The following is a 22,581-nucleotide window of genomic DNA, read 5'->3' on the forward strand; positions in this document are numbered from 1 at the left end:
TAAGTAATACCCGCCCTCTTCCCTACAGAAACGCTCTCAACCTTATGAAAGGAGTGGGTGATGAACACAATAATAAAGCGTACAAAAGTGCGTTACGGCATTCTGATATTTCTGTTTCTTGCTACCGTATTTAATTACGCCGATCGCGCGACATTATCCGTCGTGGCTCCGATTATGAGCAAAGAATTAGGTTTTGATCCTGAAGCAATGGGGCTGGCCTTTTCTGCCTTCGGTATTTCTTATGTCATTATGCAACTGCCCGGCGGCTGGCTCCTGGATCGCTATGGTTCTCGTCTGGTATACGGCTGCGCACTGATTGGCTGGTCGCTGGTAACGATGTTTCAGGGCACCATTTATCTGTACGCCAGCCCACTTGTCGTATTGATTATCTTACGACTACTGATGGGGGCGATTGAAGCTCCAGCCTTTCCGGCCAACAGCCGATTAAGCGTGCAGTGGTTTCCTAATAACGAACGGGGCTTTGTTACCTCTGTCTATCAGGCCGCACAATATATCTCGTTAGGGATTATTACGCCGTTAATGACGATTATTTTGCATAATCTAAGTTGGCACTTTGTTTTTTATTACATTGGGGCGATTGGCGTTATTCTTGGCATTTTCTGGCTGGTGAAGGTCAGAGACCCTATGCATCACCCGAAGGTAAACCAGCAGGAAATTGACTATATCAGGGAAGGCGGTGGCGAACCATCGCTGGGTAATAAAAAAGAGCCACAGAAAATTACCTTTGCGCAAATTAAAAGCGTCTGCGTCAACCGCATGATGATTGGCGTTTATATTGGACAGTTCTGCGTGACGTCAATCACCTGGTTTTTCCTGACCTGGTTTCCTACCTATCTGTATCAGGCTAAAGGCATGTCGATCCTTAAAGTGGGATTTGTCGCCAGTATCCCTGCCATTGCCGGTTTTATCGGTGGATTGTTGGGCGGCGTTTTCTCCGACTGGCTTTTAAAACGCGGCTACAGCCTGACAATTGCCCGTAAGCTGCCGGTTATCTGTGGGATGTTGCTTTCCTGCGTCATCGTTATCGCGAATTACACATCGTCAGAATTTGTGGTTATCGCCGCGATGAGTCTGGCGTTCTTCGCCAAAGGCTTTGGCAATCTGGGATGGTGCGTTCTCAGCGATACCTCACCAAAAGAAGTGCTTGGCATTGCAGGAGGCGTATTCAATATGTGCGGCAATATGGCCAGTATCATCACACCACTGGTGATCGGCGTCATTCTGGCGAATACCCAGTCCTTTGATTACGCCATCCTGTATGTCGGCTCGATGGGGCTGATCGGCCTGGTTTCCTATCTGTTTATCGTGGGTCCGTTGGATCGTATTACGCTCACCCCTTCTGTTGCGTAATTTAAACTTATGGCGATAGTCCGCCCGCTGTTCCGGGAATTGCACTCCTGCGGAACAGCGTTTTTTTTATTTAAATAATCTTATTGTTTTTCAGTACAGTACGCAGCCGTGGGTGCTGACAAACCGCATCGGCGATAGCGCTAATATTCGGCGTGTTGTCCTGAAACCAGTCATGACCCGGTCCCCAGGTGCGCATAACGGCAATATAAACGTCCAGCAGCGTTAACTGCTCCCCGAACGCGTACGGCTCGGCGCTTAGCTGGTCGTTCAGCCATATATAAAGCGATTTACGGTACTCAATACCGTTCTTTTTCAACTGCGCCGGGGCGTCCGGTGCCCAGCGTTGTGGGTAATCGGCATAGGTAAACGTGGGATAGACATTTGCCACCAGCCATATCAGCAGACGCTGAAACTGCTGGCGTTCGGCGTGCCCAACGGGTGGTGAAAGTGCTGGACAACGATCGAGGATCATCAGCGCGATCGCCGCCGTTTCCGTCATCACGCTGCCATTTTCCAGTATTAGTGTGGGCACCTGGCATAGCGGATTCATTGTTTTAAGCAACTCCCGCGAAGGACCATCGCTGTCAAAACCGTCCACATCAATAAAGCGGTAAGGGATATCCGCCAGTGTGAGCATCACTTCACTGATGGCCGATCCCCAGCCCGGTACCCCATAGACCTTAATCATGCTGCACCCCACAAAGTTAAAACCCTAAGTGTAGAGCAGCATTCGACATCCTATGCAGACATGCCCATCTTTCCCTGAAACTCACAGCACTTTCGACAAGAACTGCTGGGTACGTGTGTGGCGCGGATGATTCAACACCTGCTCGCTGCTGCCCTGCTCGACGATTTTGCCATCGACCATAAACACCACCTGATCCGCGACTTCCCGGGCGAAGCCAATCTCGTGCGTCACCACAACCAACGTGGTTCCCGACTGTGCCAGTGCTTTAATGACATCCAGCACTTCACCGACCAGTTCAGGATCCAGCGCAGATGTCGGTTCATCAAACAGCATAACGCGCGGATTTAGCGCCAGCGCACGGGCAATAGCGATCCGCTGCTGCTGACCGCCGGACAGATGTCGCGACCAGGCATCGGCTTTATTCCGCAGTCCTACCGCATCAAGCAGAGTTAATGCTCGCTCGGTGGCGGCTTTTCGCGATGCCAGACCGTGCGCAATGGGCGCTTCAATCAAATTCTCCAGCACGGTTAAGTGCGGGAACAGATTAAAATTCTGGAACACATAGCCGACGTTAACGCGCTGGCGCAAAATTTCCGCCTCTTTCAGCTCATACAGCGTGTCTCCCTGCCGACGATAGCCAATGTAATCACCATCGATTTGAATAAATCCCTCATCGACGCGTTCCAGATGATTGATGGTCCGCAGGAGTGTGGATTTCCCTGAACCGGACGGCCCGAGAATGACCGTTACCGAACCAGGAGGGATCTCCAGCGACACATTATCCAATGCTTTGTGGCGGCCAAAGTATTTGCTGACGCCGGTAATGGAAATATGGCCTTCAGGCGAGTGGGACATGGACGGCCTCCTGCTGTGGATGTTGACGACTGCGTTTTTCTGCACGACTCACCCGGGCAGTATTAATGGCTGAACGTCGTTCGCTGCGCGCCAGCGCGCGTTCGACCAGGTGCTGAATTAGCGACAAAACGCTGGTGATCACCAGATACCATACCGCGCCCACCATCAGCAGCGGGATCACTTCCTGCGTGCGGTTGTAGATCATCTGGATGGTATAGAACAGCTCCGGCATTGCCAGCACGTATACCATCGCTGTCCCTTTCGCCAGACTGATGATTTCATTGAAGCCAGCAGGCAAAATGGTGCGCAGCGCCTGCGGCAGAATAATCCGCAGCGTACGCCGCCATGCCGGTAAACCCAGCGCTGCCGCCGCCTCATACTGGCCGTGATCAACCCCTAAAAATCCACCCCGAATAATTTCAGCAGTATAGGCGCTTTGCACCAGTGTCAGGCCAATCACCGCAGTGGAAAACTGGCCGAGCACATTGATGGTCTCAAAACTTACCCACTGAATGGGCGTAAACGGAATACCAATCGCCAGCGTGTCGTACAGATAGGAGAAGTTGTATAAAACGATCAGCACCACAATCAGCGGTAACGAACGAAACAGCCAGATGTATCCCCATGCCAGAAAGTTCAACAGCCAGGAAGATGAAAGCCGTGCCAGCGCCAACAGACCGCCGATAAGAATACTCAACAGCGTCCCGATAAGCGTCAGTAACAGCGTTTGCCCGAGGCCGGACAAGATAACCGGATCAAAGAACCAGCGGGCAAACACGCCCCATTCCCAGCGCGGATTAAACGCCACAGACTGGATAATCACCGCCAGAACAAACAAAGCAATGACCGCGCCAACGGTGCGCATGGGATAACGCGCCGGTACGACTTTAATGCTATCCGTCGTTTTCATCTTCTCTCCTCAGGCGATTCTGGCCTGACCGGCGATAGTTAACAGTTTGGTAAAGCGCAGTCGGCCATCAAATGGCGGCAGGCTGTACTCTTCGGGATCGCGCGTCGTATCAAATTGCGGATCGTAGCCCTGACTTAAGTAAAGCCGGACGGCTTCCGGCTGGCGAAATCCCGTGGTCAGATAAATCCGGCTGTAGCCCGCGAGCAGCGCCCGGCGTTCCAGCTCCTGCACCACACGCGCCGCCAACCCCTGCTGACGCAGGCTGCTTTTCGTCCAGATGCGCTTAATCTCAGCGGTGTCCTTGTCGTAAGGTTTGTAAGCTCCGGTGGCGATAATCTCACCGTGGCGCTCCAGTACCACGAAAAGTCCCTGAGGCGCCAGATACCATTCCGTCAGTTCTACTTCAGCGTCGCGAGAAAAATAATCGCCATAGCGGGCGGCATATTCACCGAACAGACCGTTCAAAATGGGCTGCAGTTCGCTGGCTTCAGGTGAGACCACGCGAAATTTATCGCTCACGATGACCTCCTTAGTCGCCTAAACCGGCCGGGTTTATTTCAGATTGCGGAATACGTTCCACCCCTTCACCCCAGCGATTCAGCACCTTGTCATAGTCGCCGTTGCCAATAACCCCGTTGAGGGCAGTTTGTACTGGCAAAACCAGACCGCTGTCCTTTTTCAGCGTCACGGCAATATGCGCTGCTTTTGGCCAACCGCCATCAACGCTACCCACTAATTGTGTTTTACCGTTGAGCGCGGCTTTCCACGCGCCAATAACGTTAGGCCCGAAGTAGGCATCGGCACGGCCCGACTGCAGTGCCAGGGTTTGCGCGGCATCGTCTTTGGTATACACCGGCGTAAACGGCTGCAACCCTTTCTTCACGTTCTCATCGTTCCAGGCGAGCAGGATGGCTTCCTGGTTCGTCCCCGAACCGACGATGATGCGCAGACCGGCGATATCTTCCGCCTGATCGATTTTCTTCAGCTTGCTGCCGGTTTTGACATAAAAGCCAAGAGAGTCTTTCCGGTACGTCGCGAAATCGAATTTCTCTTTGCGCGCTTTGGTGACGGTAATATTGCTGATCGCGGCATCGTATTTGCCGGAAGTGACGCCCAGCGGCCAGTCTTCCCATGACGTGGGTACAACGTTGAGCTCCAGCCCCAGACTGTCAGCCACCAGACGTGCGATGTCCGCCTCGCTGCCGATCAGCGTTTTATTGTCATCGGCAAAGACGGTCAGCGGCGGCTGGCTGAGCCCGGCAATCGCCACGGTGAATTTGCCCGGTACGGCCAGGTGCAGGTTTGCTGGCAACTGCGCAATCGCCTGCGGATTTTTTACCGTATTAATCGGCGCTTTATTCGCTTCCAGGCTTACGCCCGTGCCATTAATCGTCACCTCATTTGCCCAGACGGTAGCGCTGAAAGCCAGTGACAGCGCGAGGAATAGTGATTTTTTCTGCATAGCGTTTTTCTCTTATTGTGTGAATTGATTTGCAGGTGTCGCTAATCCCAGGCTTGCGCGCAGGGTCGTACCGGGATATTCATGGCGGAACAGGCCGCGCGCCTGAAGCACGGGGACAACCTGTTCGACAAACCGCGGGAAGGTATCCGGCGTTCCGCCCTGGATGATAAAACCGTCAGCGGCTTTTTCGTCGAACCACTGCTGAAGGCCGTCGGCAACCTGTTGCGGCGTGCCGCTGAAGCGCGGACGTGGGCTGGCCGCCTCCAGTGCAACCTGGCGGAGAGTTAAGCCACGCTCACGCGCAGTGCGTTTGATCTCATCAGTCGTACTGCGAAAGCTGTTTTGCCCGAGAGAGCCCAGATCCGGGAACGGTGCATCCAGCGGATATTGGGTAAAATCATGATGTTCAAAGTAGCGACCAAGGTAGTTCAGCGCGTCGGTAATAGAGACCAGCGCAGCGGTAGTCTGATACTGCAGCTCAACGTCTTCCGCGTTGTCGCCAACAATAACGCTAACACCCTGGAATATATGCAGTTGATCGGGATGTCGTCCGGCGTTTTCCAGCTGGCTTTTTACATCCTGATAGAACGCTTTCGCCTCTGCCAGCGACTCCTGATGGGTAAAAATGGCATCAGCATGCTCCGCCGCTAATTTCTTGCCATCTGCTGAAGCGCCCGCCTGAAATATAATCGGACGGCCTTGTGGCGTACGCCCAATATTTAATGGCCCAGCGACCTGGAAATAATCTCCATGATGGTTAAGCGTGTGCAGTTTTTGCGGATTAAAAAATTCCCCGCTTGTTTTATTACGGGTAAAAGCATCGTCTTCCCAGGAATCCCACAATCCTTTCACTACCTGTAAATATTCATCGGCAATACGATAACGCTGAGCATGCTCTGGATGCTGAGCACGGGAATAGTTTTTTGCCGATCCTTCCAGAGGCGACGTAACCACGTTCCATCCTGCGCGCCCCTGACTGAGGTGGTCCAGACTGGCGAACTGCCGTGCAGTCGTAAACGGCTCGCTGTATGATGTGGACACCGTGCCAACCAGCCCCAGATTCTGGGTGATGCTGGCCAAAGCGGATAATACCGTTAACGGCTCAAAACGATTTAAAAAGTGCGGGATTGATTTTTCATTAATATACAGACCATCGGCGACAAAAATAAAATCCAGCTTCCCTTTTTCCGCAATAAGCGCTGTCTCTTTGACAAAATCAAAATTAATACTGGCATCGGCCTGAGCCGCTGGATGACGCCATGCGGACATATTTCCCGATGCGCCATGCAGAATAGTGCCGAGCCGTAGTTGCCGATTTTCAGCCATAATAACCCCTACCCAACAGGTAAACTTAAAGATGTGCGAATGCCGTTTTTGCTAACTGCGCAAAATAATGCGCGGCAGGTTCAATTAAACGCTCGTCCGGTTTGAATCCCGGGTGATGTAATCCGTATTCACTGGCGCTGCCAATACTGACGAATGCGCCAGGCGTATTTTGCAGGTAGACGGCAAAATCCTCCCCGCCCATATGCAGATCGGCATGGTGGGTGGTATAACCTGACTGTTTCGCCACCGCGGTGGCAATACCGGCCCAACGATCATCATTTACCAACGCGGTCGGTCCCGCATGCCAGATTACGTCGATTTGTGCGCCAAAGGCGTGAGCAAATCCGGCAGCGATGTCATTAACCCGGGCCTTAACCTGCTGCTGTACCTGGGTTCTGTGCGTTCTGAGCGTCCCTTCCAGCTCAACGGACTCTGGTAATACGTTCCATGTATTTCCTCCCTGAATACGGGTTACGCTTAGCACGACTGAATCCAGCGTGTTAACGTCGCGACTGGCAACGCTTTGCAACACCGTTACCAGTTGGCTGGCGAGCAGGATGGCATCTTTGCCTTCATGCGGACGCGCCGCATGTGCACCTTTGCCATTAATGCGCAGTACGAAGCGGTCGACATTGGCATAAAATGCGCCGCCGCGTGTGGCAAATTCGCCCACCGGTAAACCCGGCTCATTGTGCATACCAAAAATAGCCGCTACGTTTTGTAGCGCACCAGCGCGGATCAGCGTTTTTGCGCCACCGAAACTCTCTTCAGCTGGCTGAAATAAAATACGTACTCGCCCCGGTAGATATGTTTCCTGCTGTTTAAGCAGCAGCGCAGCGCCAAGCATGACGCTGGTGTGAACATCGTGCCCGCAGGCATGCATCACACCCGGCGTGAGGGAGCGAAACGGAACATCGGCACTTTCTTCAATTGGTAGCGCATCGATATCCGCGCGCAGCGCGATGATATCTTCTCCCTGGCCGATTTCCGCGACCAGACCGGTTTTCAACTCAAACGGCAAAATGTCGACGTCCGCTGCGCGCAACCAGGCGTGAATGCGCGCCGTGGTTGCTTCCTCCTGCAGGGAAAGCTCCGGATGCTGATGTAATTCACGACGCCAGTCGATAAGCGTTGAGCCGAGGGTCATCAGAGCACCTCCACGGCGTTATGGGCTTGCGCCAACAAACGCAGCGATGTCAGACGCGCGTGCCCTTCCGCCACTGGCGTGTCGATAATGAACTCGTCAATACCAAATTGCGTATGCAGAGCATTCAACTTTGCCATCACTTCCTGAGCGGTGCCGTGTAACAACGCCAGCTCACGACGCGCTATTTTGCGTGGGGGACTGCCAGCCTGTGCGGCAAATGCCAGCGCCTGTTCTTCGCTGGCTACTGTGACACGTTGACCATCTTCCAGCTCTACGCCCCAGATTTGTACGTTTTCCGCCAGTTGCGCAGCGGTGTCGTGACTGTCCGCCACAATCACCTGGACGGCGACTATCGTCGGGCGTGTGCTGTGGGCCTGCCAGAAAGACAAAACGTCATGCAATAACGCTCTGTCACCGTTAAGGTGCGCAGCGAAGATAAAATTCCAGTCGGATTGCGCTGCTAATTGAGCGCTTTGCACACTGGCTCCCAGCACAAATCCTTCCGGCGGTAACGGTGGAATTGGCGTTGGGAATACCGTCACCCCACTTTCCGTTCCACGCAGCACCAGCCAGTCGTTAAGCTGGGAAAGCTGGTCAGCAAAACTGCCTTTTTCATCCTGATGTAGTCCCTGCTGTAACGCCTGGGTCGAAAGCGGTAAGCCGCCAGGGGCTTTCCCTACGCCGAGATCGACACGTCCAGGGGCCAGTGATGCCAGAAGATTGAAGTTTTCCGCCACTTTGTACGGGCTGTAATGTTGCAACATCACGCCGCCGGAACCTACGCGGATACGCTGGGTTTGCCCGAGGATCCAGGCGATCACCAACTCCGGCGATGGACTGGCCAGCTGTGGCGTATTATGGTGTTCCGCGATCCAGAAACGATGGTATCCCCACTCTTCTGCCTGTTGCGCCAGACGCAACGTCCGGGCAAGCGCCATCGCGGCGGTTTCACCTTCCCCGATGGGGCTTTTATCCAGAATACTCAGGCGATATGACATGTTACGGGCCTATGCTTGTTAACATGTCTTTATTATTAATTTATTGAATAACCACACAGAAACATTTAATTCACATTTGTTCAGCTAAAAAGTAGATAACCAACCCTGTTGCCATCAGGGATAATACCAGGGGCTTGCTTTACTGGTCGGAACACTCAGCGGAACACATCCGGACTTTATGGCCTACAAAATATAATAGGGTTGCTGGTTTCACAGAAATAGCATCAAAATAATTTCATACCAGTTTTCTTTTTACGAAAACGTTTTTTAGCGCGATTTACGTTAAGTCAGGTTAAACGACTTGCAACGTTATGCGGTTGTATTAAATGTTTCACTTTTATGACGCTGAATGAATAGTTCACCTGGTTTTTTTAAATTTAAATACTTCCACAGCAATGATGATTAGTAGAGAATGCAGCGTTTCTTATTAAAACGGTTTAAAACAGCTTTTTAATATCTCCCGATTTTATTGCGGGGATTTTTGTATGGATTATACATACCATCATGGGGCCTCTATGAAAAGTAACATGCCCGTTACACAAATTGAGCACACACTTAACGGCAAAGCGACGCTGCTTTCAACGACGGATAAAGAAAGTCATATTACCTACGCCAACTCTGCTTTTATTGATGCCAGTGGATTTGACGAACATCAGTTAATGGGCGAACCGCATAATATTATTCGCCATCCCGACATGCCTCCGGCTGCTTTCGCCGATATGTGGTACACGCTACAGCAGGGAGACAGCTGGACAGGGATGGTGAAAAATCGCCGGCAGAATGGCGACCATTACTGGGTTCGCGCCAACGTTACGCCGGTCTGGCACAATGAAAAACTCACTGGTTACATCTCGGTGCGTACCGTTCCTTCGCGCGATGAAATAACTCAAAGCGAAAGCTTATATCAAAAAATTAATAATCAGCAGCTTAAAGGATTTCAACTTTTTAAGGGCATTATCATTCGTCGCGGCATATTGTCATGGGCATCAATGTTTAAATGGTTGAGTATTAGTCAGCGCGTCAATTATTCTTTAGGGGTAATCTCCCTGCTCGCTTTGTTATTTATCTTCGCCCCTGTCAATCCATTTATTCAGGCAGGTGGATTGTTGTTCTTATTTCTAATGCTTGCTATTTACCTTAAGTATCAAATTTGTCAGCCAGTTAATACGCTACTGACGCAAATGAAGAAAGTGGTATCGGGGCGAAAACCTGATAACTGTCATTTAAATCGGGTGGATGAGATCGGAATGCTGATGCGTCTGGTTAATCAATCCGGGCTTAATCTGAATTCTCTGGTCGATGACGTCAGTAAGCAAATAACCGGTATTCGCGCTATCAGTCAGCGGGTATCAAAAGAAGGTACAGCGCTGCATAAGCGTTCAGAAGAAACCTCTGCCGACCTGCAACAAACGGCTGCAGCCATCGAAGAAATTGGCAGTGCGGTACAGCAAACCGCTGAAACCGCGGCACATACTATGACTATGGCCGATAAAACCAGCGCCAACGCTGCAGAAGGTGGCGATATCATGAAACAAACTATCGCCATGATGCAGGCGATATCGCGTGACAATGGACAGATCGTCGACATCATCGGCGTTATCGACAGCATCGCCTTTCAGACCAATATTCTGGCGCTCAATGCCGCGGTTGAGGCCGCACGAGCCGGGGAATCAGGGCGCGGCTTCGCCGTTGTCGCGGCAGAAGTTCGCAATCTGGCGCAGCACTCGGCGTCGGCGGCAAAAGAGATTAAACAGCTTATTGAGAAGAATGTCGCTAACGTTAACAGCGGCGTCAAAATGGTGGAGCAAACGGAAACGCATCTCACCGGGATGATTGGCGATGTAATGCAGATGTCGATGATGATCAAAGACATTAGTCTGGCCACGCGCGAGCAAACCCAGGCGCTGGATCTGATTAACGATTCGATTTCACGCGTTGGCACCATGACACACAATAATGCCGAGATGGTGGAGCGCGTTACCGATGCTACCGCCGATCTGACCCAGCGTTCATCGCGCTTACAGCAGGCCGTTCAGGTCTTTGGCGTATCAGCATAACGTTGCAGCGCTTATCGGGTAAATGTCTCGATAAGCGCACGCCTCTCCATGTATTAACACCCTTCTCTTTTATTGGCTGAATCGAGGCCACACCGCACCAGTTGTGGCTGCATAAAAATGCTGAATTCTTGTTATCGGGGCTTTGCGGAACCGATCAATTGAATGTAGGATGCTCGGCCGGCCGTTTTACTCCGTAACACCATGAAGGGTAAGACTGTTTTCGCCGCAACTGGTGCGGCAAAAAGGATTTTGTATTTTGTCAGGTCAACAGGAATCGTAATGAACACAAACAACACGCAAGCCGCGGAGCAACATGCGGCGAAACGACGCTGGTTGAATGCCCACGAAGAGGGGTATCACAAAGCGATGGGCAATCGACAGGTACAAATGATCGCCATTGGCGGCGCAATTGGTACCGGGCTGTTTTTAGGCGCTGGCGCACGCTTGCAGATGGCCGGCCCCGCTCTGGCGCTGGTCTATCTGGTGTGTGGTATTTTTTCGTTCTTTATACTGCGCGCGCTCGGCGAGCTGGTTTTACATCGCCCTTCCAGCGGCAGTTTTGTCTCCTACGCCCGCGAGTTTCTCGGCGAAAAGGCCGCCTACGTGGCGGGCTGGATGTACTTCATCAACTGGGCAATGACCGGTATTGTCGATATCACCGCGGTGGCGTTGTATATGCACTACTGGGGCGCCTTTGGTGATGTACCGCAATGGGTGTTCGCTCTCGGCGCGCTGGCCATTGTCGGCACCATGAACATGATCGGCGTGAAATGGTTCGCAGAGATGGAGTTTTGGTTTGCGTTGGTGAAAGTGCTGGCAATTGTCATTTTCCTTGTAGTGGGTACCGTCTTTTTAGGCACCGGAAAACCGCTGGACGGTAACGCCACGGGTTTTCATCTGATTACCGACAACGGCGGATTCTTCCCGCATGGCCTGCTGCCTGCGTTGGTTCTGGTACAGGGTGTGGTTTTCGCATTCGCCTCTATTGAACTGGTGGGTACAGCCGCCGGTGAGTGCAAAGATCCGCAAACGATGGTGCCGAAAGCGATCAATAGCGTCATCTGGCGTATTGGTCTGTTCTATGTGGGTTCTGTCGTACTGCTGGTTCTGTTATTGCCATGGAACGCCTATCAGGCGGGGCAAAGTCCGTTTGTTACTTTCTTTTCCAAACTGGGCGTGCCGTACATTGGCAGTATCATGAATATTGTGGTGCTCACCGCGGCGCTTTCCAGCCTTAATTCAGGGTTGTACTGCACCGGACGTATTTTACGTTCCATGTCGATGGGCGGATCGGCGCCGAAATTTATGGCTAAAATGAGTCGTCAACAGGTGCCCTGGGCTGGGATCCTCGCCACGCTGGTCGTGTATGTCGTCGGTGTTTTCCTGAACTATCTGGTGCCGTCGCAGGTATTTGAGATCGTGTTGAACTTCGCGTCATTAGGCATTATTGCGTCGTGGGGATTTATCATGATCTGTCAGATGCGTCTGCGCCGGGCCATAAAAGAAGGCAAAACGGCAGACGTCAGCTTTAAACTGCCGGGCGCGCCTTTTACCTCCTGGTTAACGCTGCTGTTCCTGCTGAGCGTTCTGGTGCTGATGGCGTTTGATTATCCCAACGGCACCTATACCATCGCCTCATTACCGCTGATTGCTATCCTGCTGGTTGCGGGCTGGTTCGGCGTTCGTAAACGCGTTGCAGAAATCCACCGCACCGCGCCATAACGGCAGAAGGCCTGACAGGTTACCCCTTCAGGCCTTCTTTTTTAGTTCGCTTCAATCAACTGCGCGACGTCGTTGCTGTTAATTTCCCGCGCATTCCCATCCTGATCGGTATAGCTGGTCATTCCCGTGTCTTTATCCAGTTTTGGCTTACCCTGGGTGGTGATGGTTTGTCCGCTTTTCGTCGTCATGACGTAATCGGTGGTGCATCCTGCCAGGGTAAACAGCATTACGCCTGCACACAGACAGATAAGTGGCTTTTTCATGGTATTCCTGCGTTATTCAGTTAGCCGTTGAGGGCGTAGTGTAAGTCCCTGAAGTGGGTGAGGCTACTGGCGGGGTGTAACGAGGCGTATCGTGGGGTTTAGAGAAATGACAGGAGGGGTTTCCCCCTCCATTTATATTACAGCGCAATACGAATAACATCGTCCGGCTGAGTGGCTTCCTGCTCGCGAGTGGATTTTTGTTTCACGCTGACGTACAGGGTTTTACCATCGGCGGAGAGCGCCAGGCTGTTCGGGAATGTTGGGGTCTCGAACGTTTTAACGACTTTATAGCTTTTCGCGTCGATCACGCTCACTTTGCCGGCCTGACGATGGGTCACGTAGGCTTCATTACGTGCCGGGTTAAACAGTACGGCCAGGGATTCCGGCGCAGCGACTTTTGCCAAAACGTTGCCATTACGGGTGTCGATGACCAGCACTTCCGCCGCTTTAGAGTCGGTGACAAAGGCGCGGTTGCCCGCGGTGTCCAGGCTCAGATTGATGAAGAAATGCTCTTTTCCATCATCCAGCAGCTTTTTACGGCTGAGAATTTTGTTGGTGGTAGTATCGACGGTGATGAATTCACCGTCCGCATTGGCGGTGTACAGGCGCTTAGCTTTACTGTCGACAGCCAGAGCGGTGCTCATTTTGCCGGTATTTTGAATGGTGTCCTTCAGTTTAATAGCATCACCGTCCACAACCCAAATCACGCTCTCTTTACCAATACCGCTAATGTATACGGTGTTGGTAGCATCATCGGCGACCAGTTCACGCGGCTGCAGCGGGCGAACATCTTCAGAACGCTTACGCGCATCAAGTACCAGGCGTCCTTTCACCGCGCCGGTTTTGGCATCCATCGCCGTTACCGCGCTGTTTACCGTGTTGCCGAACCACAGCGTTTGCGTGGCGTTGTTGATGGTGGCGCCAAACGGTTTGAGATCGTTATGAATAACCTGAGTCACTTCGAGGGTGACAGGGTCAAGACGATAAACCACCCCGCCGGTATCCAGTTTGCGGCTCTGTGAGGTCGCCAGCCACAGTGCGTTCTCTTGCTGGCTGTATGCCATTTCATAGGCACCTTTGCCCACGGCTTTGCGCAGCAGTTCTTCTGCAGCCTGCGTAGTAAAAGATGATGCAACGAGCAGTGAACCTAACAGTAAAGAACCACGCAGACGCGGTGAAAACAGATGACGTAAAGACATGACGACTCCCTTTGATAAATTCGTTTGTTACTGCTTCACATAGCTTCAATGAGCAAAATCATGGTTTTGCTTTTTAGGAATGAGAATAGTAATCATTATTCATCGCAAAGTGGAGCACTTCTTCACATATTGACTACAATCGTTTTCATTGCCCGAAAAATTACCGCAATTACGCAGCGCTAAAATTCATCTTTTATAAAAAAATTCACATGCTTACCGTTAGTTTTTTAACGTAAGCATCATAACTGGCCTTATTCATGACGATTTTTTCAGCCCGCTATACTGTTGTTCCTGTTTCTTTATTGCCTGCCTTCTTCTCGCCTTTTGCCCTGGCAGAAAGTGAGATAAACGATCAAACGCTGATCGTGAGTGCGACGCCACAGTCCGTTTCTGAGCTGGACACCCCTGCTGCCGTCAGCGTTGTTGACGGGGAGGATATGCGTCTGGCAACGCCGCGCATTAACTTGTCTGAATCCCTGACCAGCGTCCCGGGGCTACAGGTACAAAACCGACAGAATTACGCCCAGGACCTCCAGCTATCGATTCGTGGATTTGGTTCGCGAACCACTTATGGTATCCGCGGTATTCGTTTGTACGTCGATGGTATTCCAGCAACCATGCCGGATGGACAGGGTCAAACATCCAATATCGACATTAGCAGCGTACAAAACATTGAGGTTTTACGCGGCCCCTTCTCTGCTCTGTATGGCAATGCGTCCGGCGGAGTGATGAATGTCAGTACTGAAACGGGACATGAGCCGCCAACCATTGAAGCCAGTAGTTATTACGGCAGTTTTGGCACCTGGCGCTACGGGTTAAAAGCAACGGGAGCTCTGGGCGATGGTACTCAGCAAGGCGATGTGGATTACACCGTTTCAACAACCCGGTTTACCACCCACGGTTATCGCGATCACAGTAGCGCGCAAAAAAATCTGGCCAATGCCAAACTTGGCGTGCGCATAGACGATGCGAGCAAACTGACTCTGATTTTCAATAGTGTAGACAGTAAAGCCGACGATCCCGGCGGTCTTACCGAGTCGGAATGGCAGGTCGATCCGCAGCAATCGCCCCGCGCTGAGCAATTCGATACGCGAAAAACCATCAAGCAGACCCAGGCGGGATTGCGCTATGAACGCCAGCTTAGCGCGCAGGATGATATCAGCATCATGACCTATGCGGGGGAACGTGAAACCACTCAGTATCAGTCTATCCCGATGGCTCCACAGTTAAAACCGTCTCATGCGGGAGGCGTCATTACCCTGCAACGTCATTATCAGGGGATAGACAACCGCTGGACTCATCGGGGTGAGCTGGGCATACCCGTGACTTTCACCACCGGTCTGAATTATGAAAACATGAGCGAAAACCGTAAAGGCTACAATAACTTCCGTCTTGATGATGGCGTGCCGGAGTATGGGCAAAAAGGCGACTTACGCCGTAACGAACGCAACCTGATGTGGAATGTCGACCCCTATCTGCAAACCCAGTGGCAATTAACGCAGAAACTCTCACTGGATGCCGGCGTTCGTTACAGTTCAGTGTGGTTTGATTCTAACGATCGCTATATTACGCCCGGTAACGGAGATGACAGCGGTGACGCCAGCTATCACCAATGGTTGCCTGCCGGATCGTTAAAATATGCCATCACCGATGCCTGGAACGTCTATCTGGCCGCGGGTCGCGGGTTCGAAACACCCACCATTAACGAACTGTCTTACCGTTCCGACGGCCAAAGCGGCATGAATTTTGGTTTACAGCCGTCCACAAATGACACCGTTGAAATCGGTAGCAAAACACGTGTTGGCGATGGATTGTTTACCGCGGCCTTGTTCCAGACTAACACGGACGACGAAATCGTCGTTGACAGCAGCAACGGCGGACGGACAACGTATAAAAACGCCGGAAAAACTCGCCGTCAGGGAGGCGAGTTATCCTGGGACCAACACTTTGCCGCAAACTGGCGCGCAAAAGCGTCATGGACCTGGCTGGATGCCATCTACCGCAGCAACGTTTGTGGGGATCAAAACTGCAATGGCAACCGACTGCCCGGCATAGCGCAAAACATGGGATTTGCGTCACTGGGCTACGTTCCTGATGAAGGTTGGTATGCGGGAGCAGATGTTCGTTATATGGGCGACATTATGGCCAATGATGAAAATACGGCGAAAGCCCCGTCATATACCGTTGTTGGCTTGAATACCGGTTATAAATTTTATTACAGCAGTCTCATGGTAGACCTGTTCGGTCGGGTAGATAATCTGTTCGATAAAACTTATGTCGGCTCGGTGATTGTGAATGAGTCAAATGGCAGATACTACGAACCGGCGCCAGGACGAAACTATGGCGTAGGTATTAATCTGGCCTGGCGTTTTGAGTAAAACTGGCGGGAATGACTCCCGCCATCAGTTTTTACGCATCATCGGCAAGACGAATAACCACCTTGCCGAAGTTTTTACCGGTCAGCAAACCGATAAAGGTCTGCGGTGCATTTTCCAGACCGTCGGTGATTTGCTCGCGGTAATGGATTTTGCCCTCTTTAACCCAGCGCCCCATCTCCCGCTGAAACTCATGAATGCGGTGACCGTAATCCTGACCAATAATAAAGCCCTGCATGCGGATACGCTTTTTCAGTAGCGTTGCCATCAGCAAAGGTAATCTGTCAGGTCCTGCCGGAAGCGATGTGGCGTTATAACCGCTGACCAGTCCGCAAAGCGGAATGCGCGCAGAGGTGTTGAGTAACGGCAGGACTGCGTCAAATACCTTACCGCCAACGTTTTCGTAATAAATATCAATCCCCTGCGGGCAGGCTTTTGCCAGCTGTTGCGCAAAATCTTGCGCGTGGTGATCGAGACAGATATCAAAACCCAGTACTTCGGTGGCATGTCGACATTTCTCTGCCCCGCCAGCAACGCCGATCACCCGGCAGCCTTTGAGCTTACCAATCTGCCCTACCGTTGCGCCAACCGGGCCGGTCGCGGCGGCTACCACCAGCGTTTCTCCCGCTTTCGGCTGACCGATATCCAGCAGCCCCATATAAGCGGTAAAACCGGGCATCCCCATAACACCCAGCGCCCAGGAGGGATGCTCGGGATTTTCGCCAAGTTTCACCAGACCGCTACCGTCGGAGATGTCATAGTCCTGCCAGCCGCTGTAGCTCAGCACCCACTCGCCAGGCTGGTAGTCAGGATGGTTGGATGACACCACTCGACTTACGGTGCCGCCCACCATAACACCGCCAATCTCTACCGGTGGGGAGTAAGATGGCTCATCGCTCATACGGCCACGCATGTACGGATCGAGGGAAAGAAAAACGGTACGCAGTAAAACCTGGCCTTCACCCGGCGTTGCCACCTCATCTTCTTCAAGACGGAAGTTTTCCGCAACCGGCGCGCCATGCGGGCGGGAAGCCAGTACCCAGCGACGATTACGATTAGTCTGTTGACCCATGATGTGCTCCTCTGCTTTTGGCATGAATCCATCAATAGTAGCAGCCTGTGCCTGCCATTTGGCTGACGGCATGATTTAACCGCACAACCAGGTAAACGCAGGGTTGCGCGGTTTCATTGATAAATCGACAGTCATTCGGCGGGCCAAGTTCCAGACAATCGCCCGCCTGCATTTCATGGCGCACGTCTCCTTCTACAAAGACGAGTTCTCCCTGTTGTAGCCAGATAAGCTGTCTGGCCTGCACGTAGGAAGAGGCTGGCATTGGGATATCGCTACCGGCAGGCAATTCTATCTGCACCAGATCGATAGGCAGATCGCTGCGCGGTGAAACATGGCGGCGCAGATAGTGGCTTTGCGGGTCGTGCCAGACGGGCTGGTCAGCGAAGCGCAGTAGCTTGCCCTCCTGCATTTCGGCCCGCGCAATCAGCATAGACATGCTGATACCAAAGGCTCCGGAGAGCCTGCCCAGCAGCGTGGCCGTTGGGCTGCTCTCACCGCGCTCTATTTTATGGATCATCGCCCGCGACACCCCTGCTCGCTCGGCAAGTTCCGTCAGTGACCAGCCGCGAGATTCCCGCTCAATGCGAATTCTTGCTCCGATCCGTTGATTTATGCTGTCTTCAATAGTATTCATATTGTAATACTATAGTGAACAATCCCTGAGGTTCAACATGTCAATTCGATTTGCCAGCAAAGAAGACTGTGCCGCCATTGCAGAAATCTACAACCACGCGGTACTGCATACGGCGGCTATCTGGAACGATCAAACCGTCGATGCCGAAAACCGTATCTCCTGGTATGAAGCCCGCCGGTTGATGGGCTATCCGGTGCTGGTGAGTGAAGATCGTGGCGTGGTCACGGGATATGCCTCCTTTGGCGACTGGAGAAACTTTGATGGATTCCGTCATACTGTTGAACATTCGGTGTACGTACATCCGGATCATCAGGGAAAGGGCCTGGGGCGAGCGCTGCTCAGCAGACTGATAGCAGAAGCGCGCGAGTGCGGCAAGCACGTGATGGTGGCGGGCATTGAGTCTCAGAATCAGGCGTCGCTACATCTGCACAGCACGCTGGGTTTTAAAATTACCGCGCAAATGCCGCAGGTTGGCACCAAATTTGGTCGCTGGCTGGATCTGACCTTCATGCAATTACAATTAGACGATCGCCGCGATCCGGATGCCAGCAGATGAACCAGACGCTGACCCTCTCCTTTCTGATTGCCGCAGGTATTGGTCTGGTGGTGCAAAATACCTTGATGGTACGCATTACGCAGACATCCTCGACGATCCTCATCGCCATGTTGCTTAACTCGCTGGTCGGGATCGTGCTGTTTGTCAGCATACTGTGGTTTAAGCAAGGTGCGGCGGGATTTGGTGAGCTGGCTTCCAGCGTACGCTGGTGGACGCTAATCCCCGGATTACTGGGATCGTTCTTTGTTTTTGCCAGTATCAGTGGGTACCAAAATGTGGGGGCTGCGACCACTATCGCGGTGCTGGTGGCCAGCCAGTTAATCGGCGGACTGGTGCTGGATATTCTGCGCAGCCACGGCGTGCCGCTGCGAGCGCTGGTGGGTCCGGTCTGCGGCGCGGTGCTGCTGGTCGTCGGGGCCTGGCTGGTGGCGAGACGCTCATTTTAATTACGCTTATCCGGCCTACGAAACGTGCATGCAGGCCGGATAAGAGGCAACAAAAAGTCAGAGAATAGAGCCGCCTTTGGTCAACTGTTCGCGACGGGATTCCATATCCTCTTTATGCTGACGGCCATGATGTGCGATCGCCGTACGCAAACGCTGTTGCTGGGTATAGCGTTCTTCCCGGCTCAGCGCGGCATCATCGCTGAGTTCAATCAGCAATTCGTTCATATGCGTAATGACGCTCTCTTCAATGGCGGCATCAACACGTGCGCTAACCTCATCCAGATGCGACATAACCTCTCCTTAACTCATTAATTTAATTTTGCTTTTGAAAAATCACTGCCCATCAGGCTGACGCTGTATCCGCTAACGTTGCTGCGCGTAGCGTAGAACGTTTTGCCGTTTGCCAACGCAATCCACGGAGCCTGCTGGTAAAAAATCTCTTGCGACTGCTGGTAAAGCGCGGCGCGTTCCTCTGGTTTGCTTACCAGTTTCGCCTTTTGCACCAGCGAATTATACTCTTTATCGCACCAGCGCGCGGCGTTAGATCCGGTTTTAATGCTGTCGCAGCCCAGCAGTACATCGGCGAAGTTATCCGGATCGCCGTTGTCTGACATCCAGCCGAACAGCGCGGTGTCATGCTCACCTTTGCGCATTCCGGAGAGATATTCGCCCCACTCGTACGACACAATTTTCGCCTTCACGCCAACCTTTGCCCAGTCGCTCTGGATCATCTCAGCAATTCGTCGGGAGTTCGGGTTATATGGGCGCTGAACCGGCATTGACCACAGCGTCGCTTCAAAGCCATTTTCCAGCCCAGCCTGCTTCAGCAGGTCTTTCGCTTTTTGCGGGTCGTAAGCGTAATCCTGCAGATCTTTATTAAAGCCCATCATATTCGGTGGAATCGGCGATTTTGCCACCGTACCGGAACCTAAAAAGACAGCGTTAATAATGGCCTTTTTATCGGTCGCGTAGTTTAGCGCCTGACGTACCAGCACGTTATCAAACGGTTTTTTCTCGGTATTAAACGCCAGATACCCGACGTTTAGCGCTTCAACTGAATGCAGCGTCAAATCTTTATTCTTTTTAATCTCGTCAAATTGTACGGGGGCTGGCGCCGGGATTATCTGGCATTCATTGGTTTGCAGTTTTGCCAATCTGGTCTGAACGTTTGGCGTGATGGAGAAGATCAGGTGCTTCGTTGGGACAGCGCCATCCCAGTAGTTAGGGTTAGCGAGATAGCGGATTTGCGAATCCTGCTTGTACTGCTGCAACACGTATGGCCCGGTGCCAATCGGCCAGTTATCGACATTTTCCGGGGTACCTTTTTTCAACATCGCGTCGGCATACTCGGCAGAGAGGATGGAGGCAAAATCCATTCCCCAGTCGGCAAGAAATGCGGCGTTAGGTTCATTGAGGACAAACTGAACGTGATAGTCATCGACCCTCTTAACTTCTTTAATCAGTTTATCCAGACCGACATCGTTAAAGTATTCGTAGCTTCCCTGAGAAATCTTATGATACGGATGATCGGCATCTTTCTGCCGTAATACCGAGAAAATCACGTCATCAGCGTTGAAGTCGCGGGTCGGTTTAAAGAATTTATTACTGTTAAATTTTACGCCCTGACGCAGGGTAAAAGTGTAGGTTTTACCGTCCGGGGAAATCGTCCAGTCCGTTGCCAGAGAGGGTACTGGCGTATTTTTTACCGGGTCGAAGTTGATGAGTCGGTTGTAGAGCACTTGTGAACTGGCCACAAACGATGGACCGGAACTGGCAATTTGCGGGTTAAAAGATTCCGGCGATGCTTCTGAGCAGTAGATGATGGTGTCAGTATTGGCCGCGAACGCTGCGCCTGACGGTAAGACGGCGCTGAGAGCCAGCGCGAGTAACGTTTTCCTTGCAATCATGGTTATAAGCCTTCTTATTTTATTATTAACTGGAATATCAGAGCATAGCTGACAAAAACTGACCAATAACAAATCACTATCAGGTTATTCTAATCTGGTGTATTTCGCTGAATAATTCATCAGCCTGAGCGAATTAATTTCCCTTAAGTCTTTTTCAAAACGTCAAGATTTTTCCCGGCACTCTATGCCATGAAAATTCGCCCCTTTTTGCCTCTCTTCCACCGTTTGCTCGTTTTTATAAAACGTAAAGTAGATACGTGAAGAAGTCTAAGGGGTAACAACGTGGCAAAAACTCTCTTGCGCAGCGGCAATTTGGATGACTATCAGGCCGTGGGCGGCGGCGGTCAGGCCGTGTTTGATTCAGCATTGCAAATTCGTGAAACGCTTCGTCTACGCAAACAGCAGGCGATGGTGGATTGTCTGGCGATCCCACAAATTAACGACAGCGGCGATCGGGTGGACTGGTACTCGCCGGTTGAAGGGAAAGCCGTTGCGTGGAAAGCCGCTGATGAAGAGGCACGTTTTCGTGCGCTGCGCTATCTGGGGAGCACGCTGGAAAATGCGGCGGCCCTGAGCCGTAAAAGCCTGCAATCGGGTAAAACCTCCCTGCAGCTATTTGGCTCACTGCTCGAAAAAGCCATCCAGTTTCCTGGTGAAAACCACGTGTTTCTGGTTGATGGCAAACCCGTTATTACGTTCTGGGGCTTCGTCAATCTGAATGAAAATCCTCGCGACGATGTGCTTGATTGCCTGCGCCTTATTGATAATCCTCCGGTCGTCACCGTAACAGAGCCTGAGCCGGAAGAAGAAACCACCGCGGAAATCACCTTCGCCGAGGCCGACGCGCCTTTGCTGACCCCGGTCGTTGAGCTGCCTAAACCGGCAGAGCCTGAACCTCAACCCCCGGTCGTTGTTAACGAACCTGAAGTTACACCGCCCCCGGTACAGAAAAAGCCCGCACGCCGCCTGCCGCTGTGGAGCCTGCCCGTTGCCGCAGTGATCGTTGCCGCCATTATTGGACCACTGCTGTGGAAGCAACAAACCGCCGAGCCCGTACCCGTAGTGCCTCACGGCGAGGTTGCGAAAGCTGATGTGGCGCCGCTGCCAGAACTGACATCGGCACTGCCGCTGCATCGGGCTGAAGTGATCCCGGCAGCGAAAAAAGAGAAACCCGTCGAAGGGCCGGTTGTGATCGCTGCTATTCCAAAAGATGCGCTGGTGATGGACGCCAACCAGATGAAGGCTGGAACGACGCGTTTTCTTAACGGCAACTGGCGCGTCATAGTCGATGTTAAAGATCCGGTCAGCGGTAAAGCGCCGTCGCTGCGCTATCAGATCCAGACCAATAAAGGCACTGCGCGCGTGGTTCATGGCGACAATATCGTTTGTCGCGCCGAGATTTTCTCCGGTTTGCACCAGTCAGGTGAATTAATGATTAAGAGTCGCGGCAATGCCCGTTGTACGGACGGTTCTCGTTATCCGATGCCTGAAATTACCTGCAAAGCGGGAACCAATGACGTCGCCGCCTGTACCGCACGATATGACGCTCACGCGGAAATCCCTCTGACGATCAAAAAGATAGGTGCCTGATTT

Annotated in this window: 21 protein-coding genes; 7 read left to right on the forward strand and 14 right to left on the reverse strand. The window is 52.2% G+C overall.

Going from position 1 to position 22,581, the window contains the following annotated elements; genetic code table 11:
• The first annotated feature begins 60 nt into the window (after positions 1-60).
• Entirely contained in the window at positions 61-1,371 is a 1,311-nt protein-coding gene (locus OGV94_RS11155; RefSeq protein ID WP_043016285.1) for an MFS transporter, read from the forward strand.
• A 70-nt stretch (positions 1,372-1,441) separates the two neighbouring features.
• On the opposite strand, the gene OGV94_RS11160 is transcribed toward OGV94_RS11155, so the two are convergent.
• The 8 genes from OGV94_RS11160 to OGV94_RS11190 all read right to left on the reverse strand — a co-directional run bounded on the left by OGV94_RS11160 (position 1,442) and on the right by OGV94_RS11190 (position 8,757).
• Entirely contained in the window at positions 1,442-2,059 is a 618-nt protein-coding gene (locus OGV94_RS11160; RefSeq protein WP_087053346.1) for a glutathione S-transferase family protein, read from the reverse strand.
• A gap of 81 nt (positions 2,060-2,140) precedes the next feature.
• Complete coding sequence (locus OGV94_RS11165) at positions 2,141-2,914, reverse strand: amino acid ABC transporter ATP-binding protein (RefSeq protein ID WP_047411170.1); 774 nt, start codon at positions 2,912-2,914, stop codon at positions 2,141-2,143.
• Positions 2,898-3,824: an amino acid ABC transporter permease gene (locus tag OGV94_RS11170; protein ID WP_286523341.1), complete on the reverse strand. Its 927-nt coding sequence runs from the start codon at positions 3,822-3,824 to the stop codon at positions 2,898-2,900. The genes OGV94_RS11165 and OGV94_RS11170 overlap by 17 nt, the downstream gene beginning before the upstream one ends.
• Positions 3,825-3,833: 9 nt before the next feature.
• Positions 3,834-4,343: a GNAT family N-acetyltransferase gene (locus OGV94_RS11175; RefSeq protein ID WP_043016281.1), complete on the reverse strand. Its 510-nt coding sequence runs from the start codon at positions 4,341-4,343 to the stop codon at positions 3,834-3,836.
• 10 nt (positions 4,344-4,353) lie between these two features.
• Positions 4,354-5,286: an ABC transporter substrate-binding protein gene (locus OGV94_RS25215; protein WP_043016280.1), complete on the reverse strand. Its 933-nt coding sequence runs from the start codon at positions 5,284-5,286 to the stop codon at positions 4,354-4,356.
• 12 nt (positions 5,287-5,298) lie between these two features.
• Positions 5,299-6,612, reverse strand: a complete 1,314-nt coding sequence (locus OGV94_RS25220) for an LLM class flavin-dependent oxidoreductase (protein ID WP_502874129.1) — start codon at positions 6,610-6,612, stop codon at positions 5,299-5,301.
• Positions 6,613-6,637: 25 nt separating this feature from the next.
• Positions 6,638-7,759 carry an amidohydrolase gene (locus OGV94_RS11185; RefSeq protein ID WP_043016278.1) on the reverse strand — a complete coding sequence of 374 codons (1,122 nt, stop codon included), beginning with the start codon at positions 7,757-7,759 and terminating at the stop codon, positions 6,638-6,640.
• On the reverse strand, positions 7,759-8,757 hold the full coding sequence (locus OGV94_RS11190) for an MsnO8 family LLM class oxidoreductase (RefSeq protein ID WP_047411161.1): 999 nt from the start codon (positions 8,755-8,757) through the stop codon (positions 7,759-7,761). Before OGV94_RS11190 ends, OGV94_RS11185 begins: the two co-directional genes overlap by 1 nt.
• A 515-nt stretch (positions 8,758-9,272) precedes the next feature.
• Between OGV94_RS11190 and OGV94_RS11195 the strand changes: the two genes are divergently transcribed.
• Together OGV94_RS11195 and ansP are read left to right on the forward strand one after the other, a co-directional pair.
• Entirely contained in the window at positions 9,273-10,814 is a 1,542-nt protein-coding gene (locus OGV94_RS11195) for a methyl-accepting chemotaxis protein (protein WP_213733049.1), read from the forward strand.
• 279 nt (positions 10,815-11,093) lie between these two features.
• Positions 11,094-12,536: an L-asparagine permease gene (ansP, locus tag OGV94_RS11200; protein ID WP_047411154.1), complete on the forward strand. Its 1,443-nt coding sequence runs from the start codon at positions 11,094-11,096 to the stop codon at positions 12,534-12,536.
• Positions 12,537-12,577: 41 nt separating this feature from the next.
• Here ansP and OGV94_RS11205 read toward each other — a convergent pair whose 3' ends face one another.
• On the reverse strand, positions 12,578-12,799 hold the full coding sequence (locus OGV94_RS11205; RefSeq protein ID WP_043016274.1) for a YgdI/YgdR family lipoprotein: 222 nt from the start codon (positions 12,797-12,799) through the stop codon (positions 12,578-12,580).
• Between the two features lie 137 nt (positions 12,800-12,936).
• Positions 12,937-13,998, reverse strand: a complete 1,062-nt coding sequence (gene yncE, locus OGV94_RS11210; RefSeq protein WP_043016273.1) for a 7-bladed beta-propeller protein YncE — start codon at positions 13,996-13,998, stop codon at positions 12,937-12,939.
• Positions 13,999-14,255: 257 nt separating this feature from the next.
• On the opposite strand from yncE, the gene pqqU reads away from it, so the two are divergent.
• A complete protein-coding gene (gene pqqU, locus OGV94_RS11215) occupies positions 14,256-16,376 on the forward strand; it encodes a TonB-dependent receptor PqqU (RefSeq protein WP_286523344.1) in 2,121 nt (706 codons plus the stop codon).
• Positions 16,377-16,407: 31 nt separating this feature from the next.
• Here pqqU and curA read toward each other — a convergent pair whose 3' ends face one another.
• Together curA and OGV94_RS11225 are read right to left on the reverse strand one after the other, a co-directional pair.
• The gene (gene curA / locus OGV94_RS11220) at positions 16,408-17,445 is read right to left on the reverse strand and encodes an NADPH-dependent curcumin/dihydrocurcumin reductase (protein ID WP_080625207.1); all 1,038 of its coding nucleotides are present in this window, start codon (positions 17,443-17,445) and stop codon (positions 16,408-16,410) included.
• 31 nt (positions 17,446-17,476) lie between these two features.
• Positions 17,477-18,079 carry a helix-turn-helix domain-containing protein gene (locus tag OGV94_RS11225; protein ID WP_286523346.1) on the reverse strand — a complete coding sequence of 201 codons (603 nt, stop codon included), beginning with the start codon at positions 18,077-18,079 and terminating at the stop codon, positions 17,477-17,479.
• Positions 18,080-18,116: 37 nt separating this feature from the next.
• On the opposite strand from OGV94_RS11225, the gene OGV94_RS11230 reads away from it, so the two are divergent.
• The gene (locus OGV94_RS11230; protein WP_075146195.1) at positions 18,117-18,635 is read left to right on the forward strand and encodes a GNAT family N-acetyltransferase; all 519 of its coding nucleotides are present in this window, start codon (positions 18,117-18,119) and stop codon (positions 18,633-18,635) included.
• On the forward strand, positions 18,632-19,081 hold the full coding sequence (locus tag OGV94_RS11235) for a DMT family transporter (protein WP_043016268.1): 450 nt from the start codon (positions 18,632-18,634) through the stop codon (positions 19,079-19,081). Before OGV94_RS11230 ends, OGV94_RS11235 begins: the two co-directional genes overlap by 4 nt.
• A 57-nt stretch (positions 19,082-19,138) precedes the next feature.
• Here the strand turns inward: OGV94_RS11235 and OGV94_RS11240 are convergent, their stop codons facing one another.
• Complete coding sequence (locus OGV94_RS11240; RefSeq protein WP_043016267.1) at positions 19,139-19,372, reverse strand: YdcY family protein; 234 nt, start codon at positions 19,370-19,372, stop codon at positions 19,139-19,141.
• A gap of 17 nt (positions 19,373-19,389) precedes the next feature.
• Complete coding sequence (locus OGV94_RS11245; RefSeq protein WP_087053356.1) at positions 19,390-20,988, reverse strand: ABC transporter substrate-binding protein; 1,599 nt, start codon at positions 20,986-20,988, stop codon at positions 19,390-19,392.
• A gap of 282 nt (positions 20,989-21,270) precedes the next feature.
• Here OGV94_RS11245 and OGV94_RS11250 point away from each other — a divergent pair, with 282 nt between their 5' ends.
• The gene (locus OGV94_RS11250; protein WP_181230435.1) at positions 21,271-22,578 is read left to right on the forward strand and encodes an SrfA family protein; all 1,308 of its coding nucleotides are present in this window, start codon (positions 21,271-21,273) and stop codon (positions 22,576-22,578) included.
• The last annotated feature ends 3 nt before the right edge of the window (positions 22,579-22,581 follow it).

The sequence above is a fragment of the Citrobacter sp. Ce006 genome, assembly GCF_030336535.1.
GTDB classification, from domain to species: domain Bacteria; phylum Pseudomonadota; class Gammaproteobacteria; order Enterobacterales; family Enterobacteriaceae; genus Citrobacter; species Citrobacter europaeus.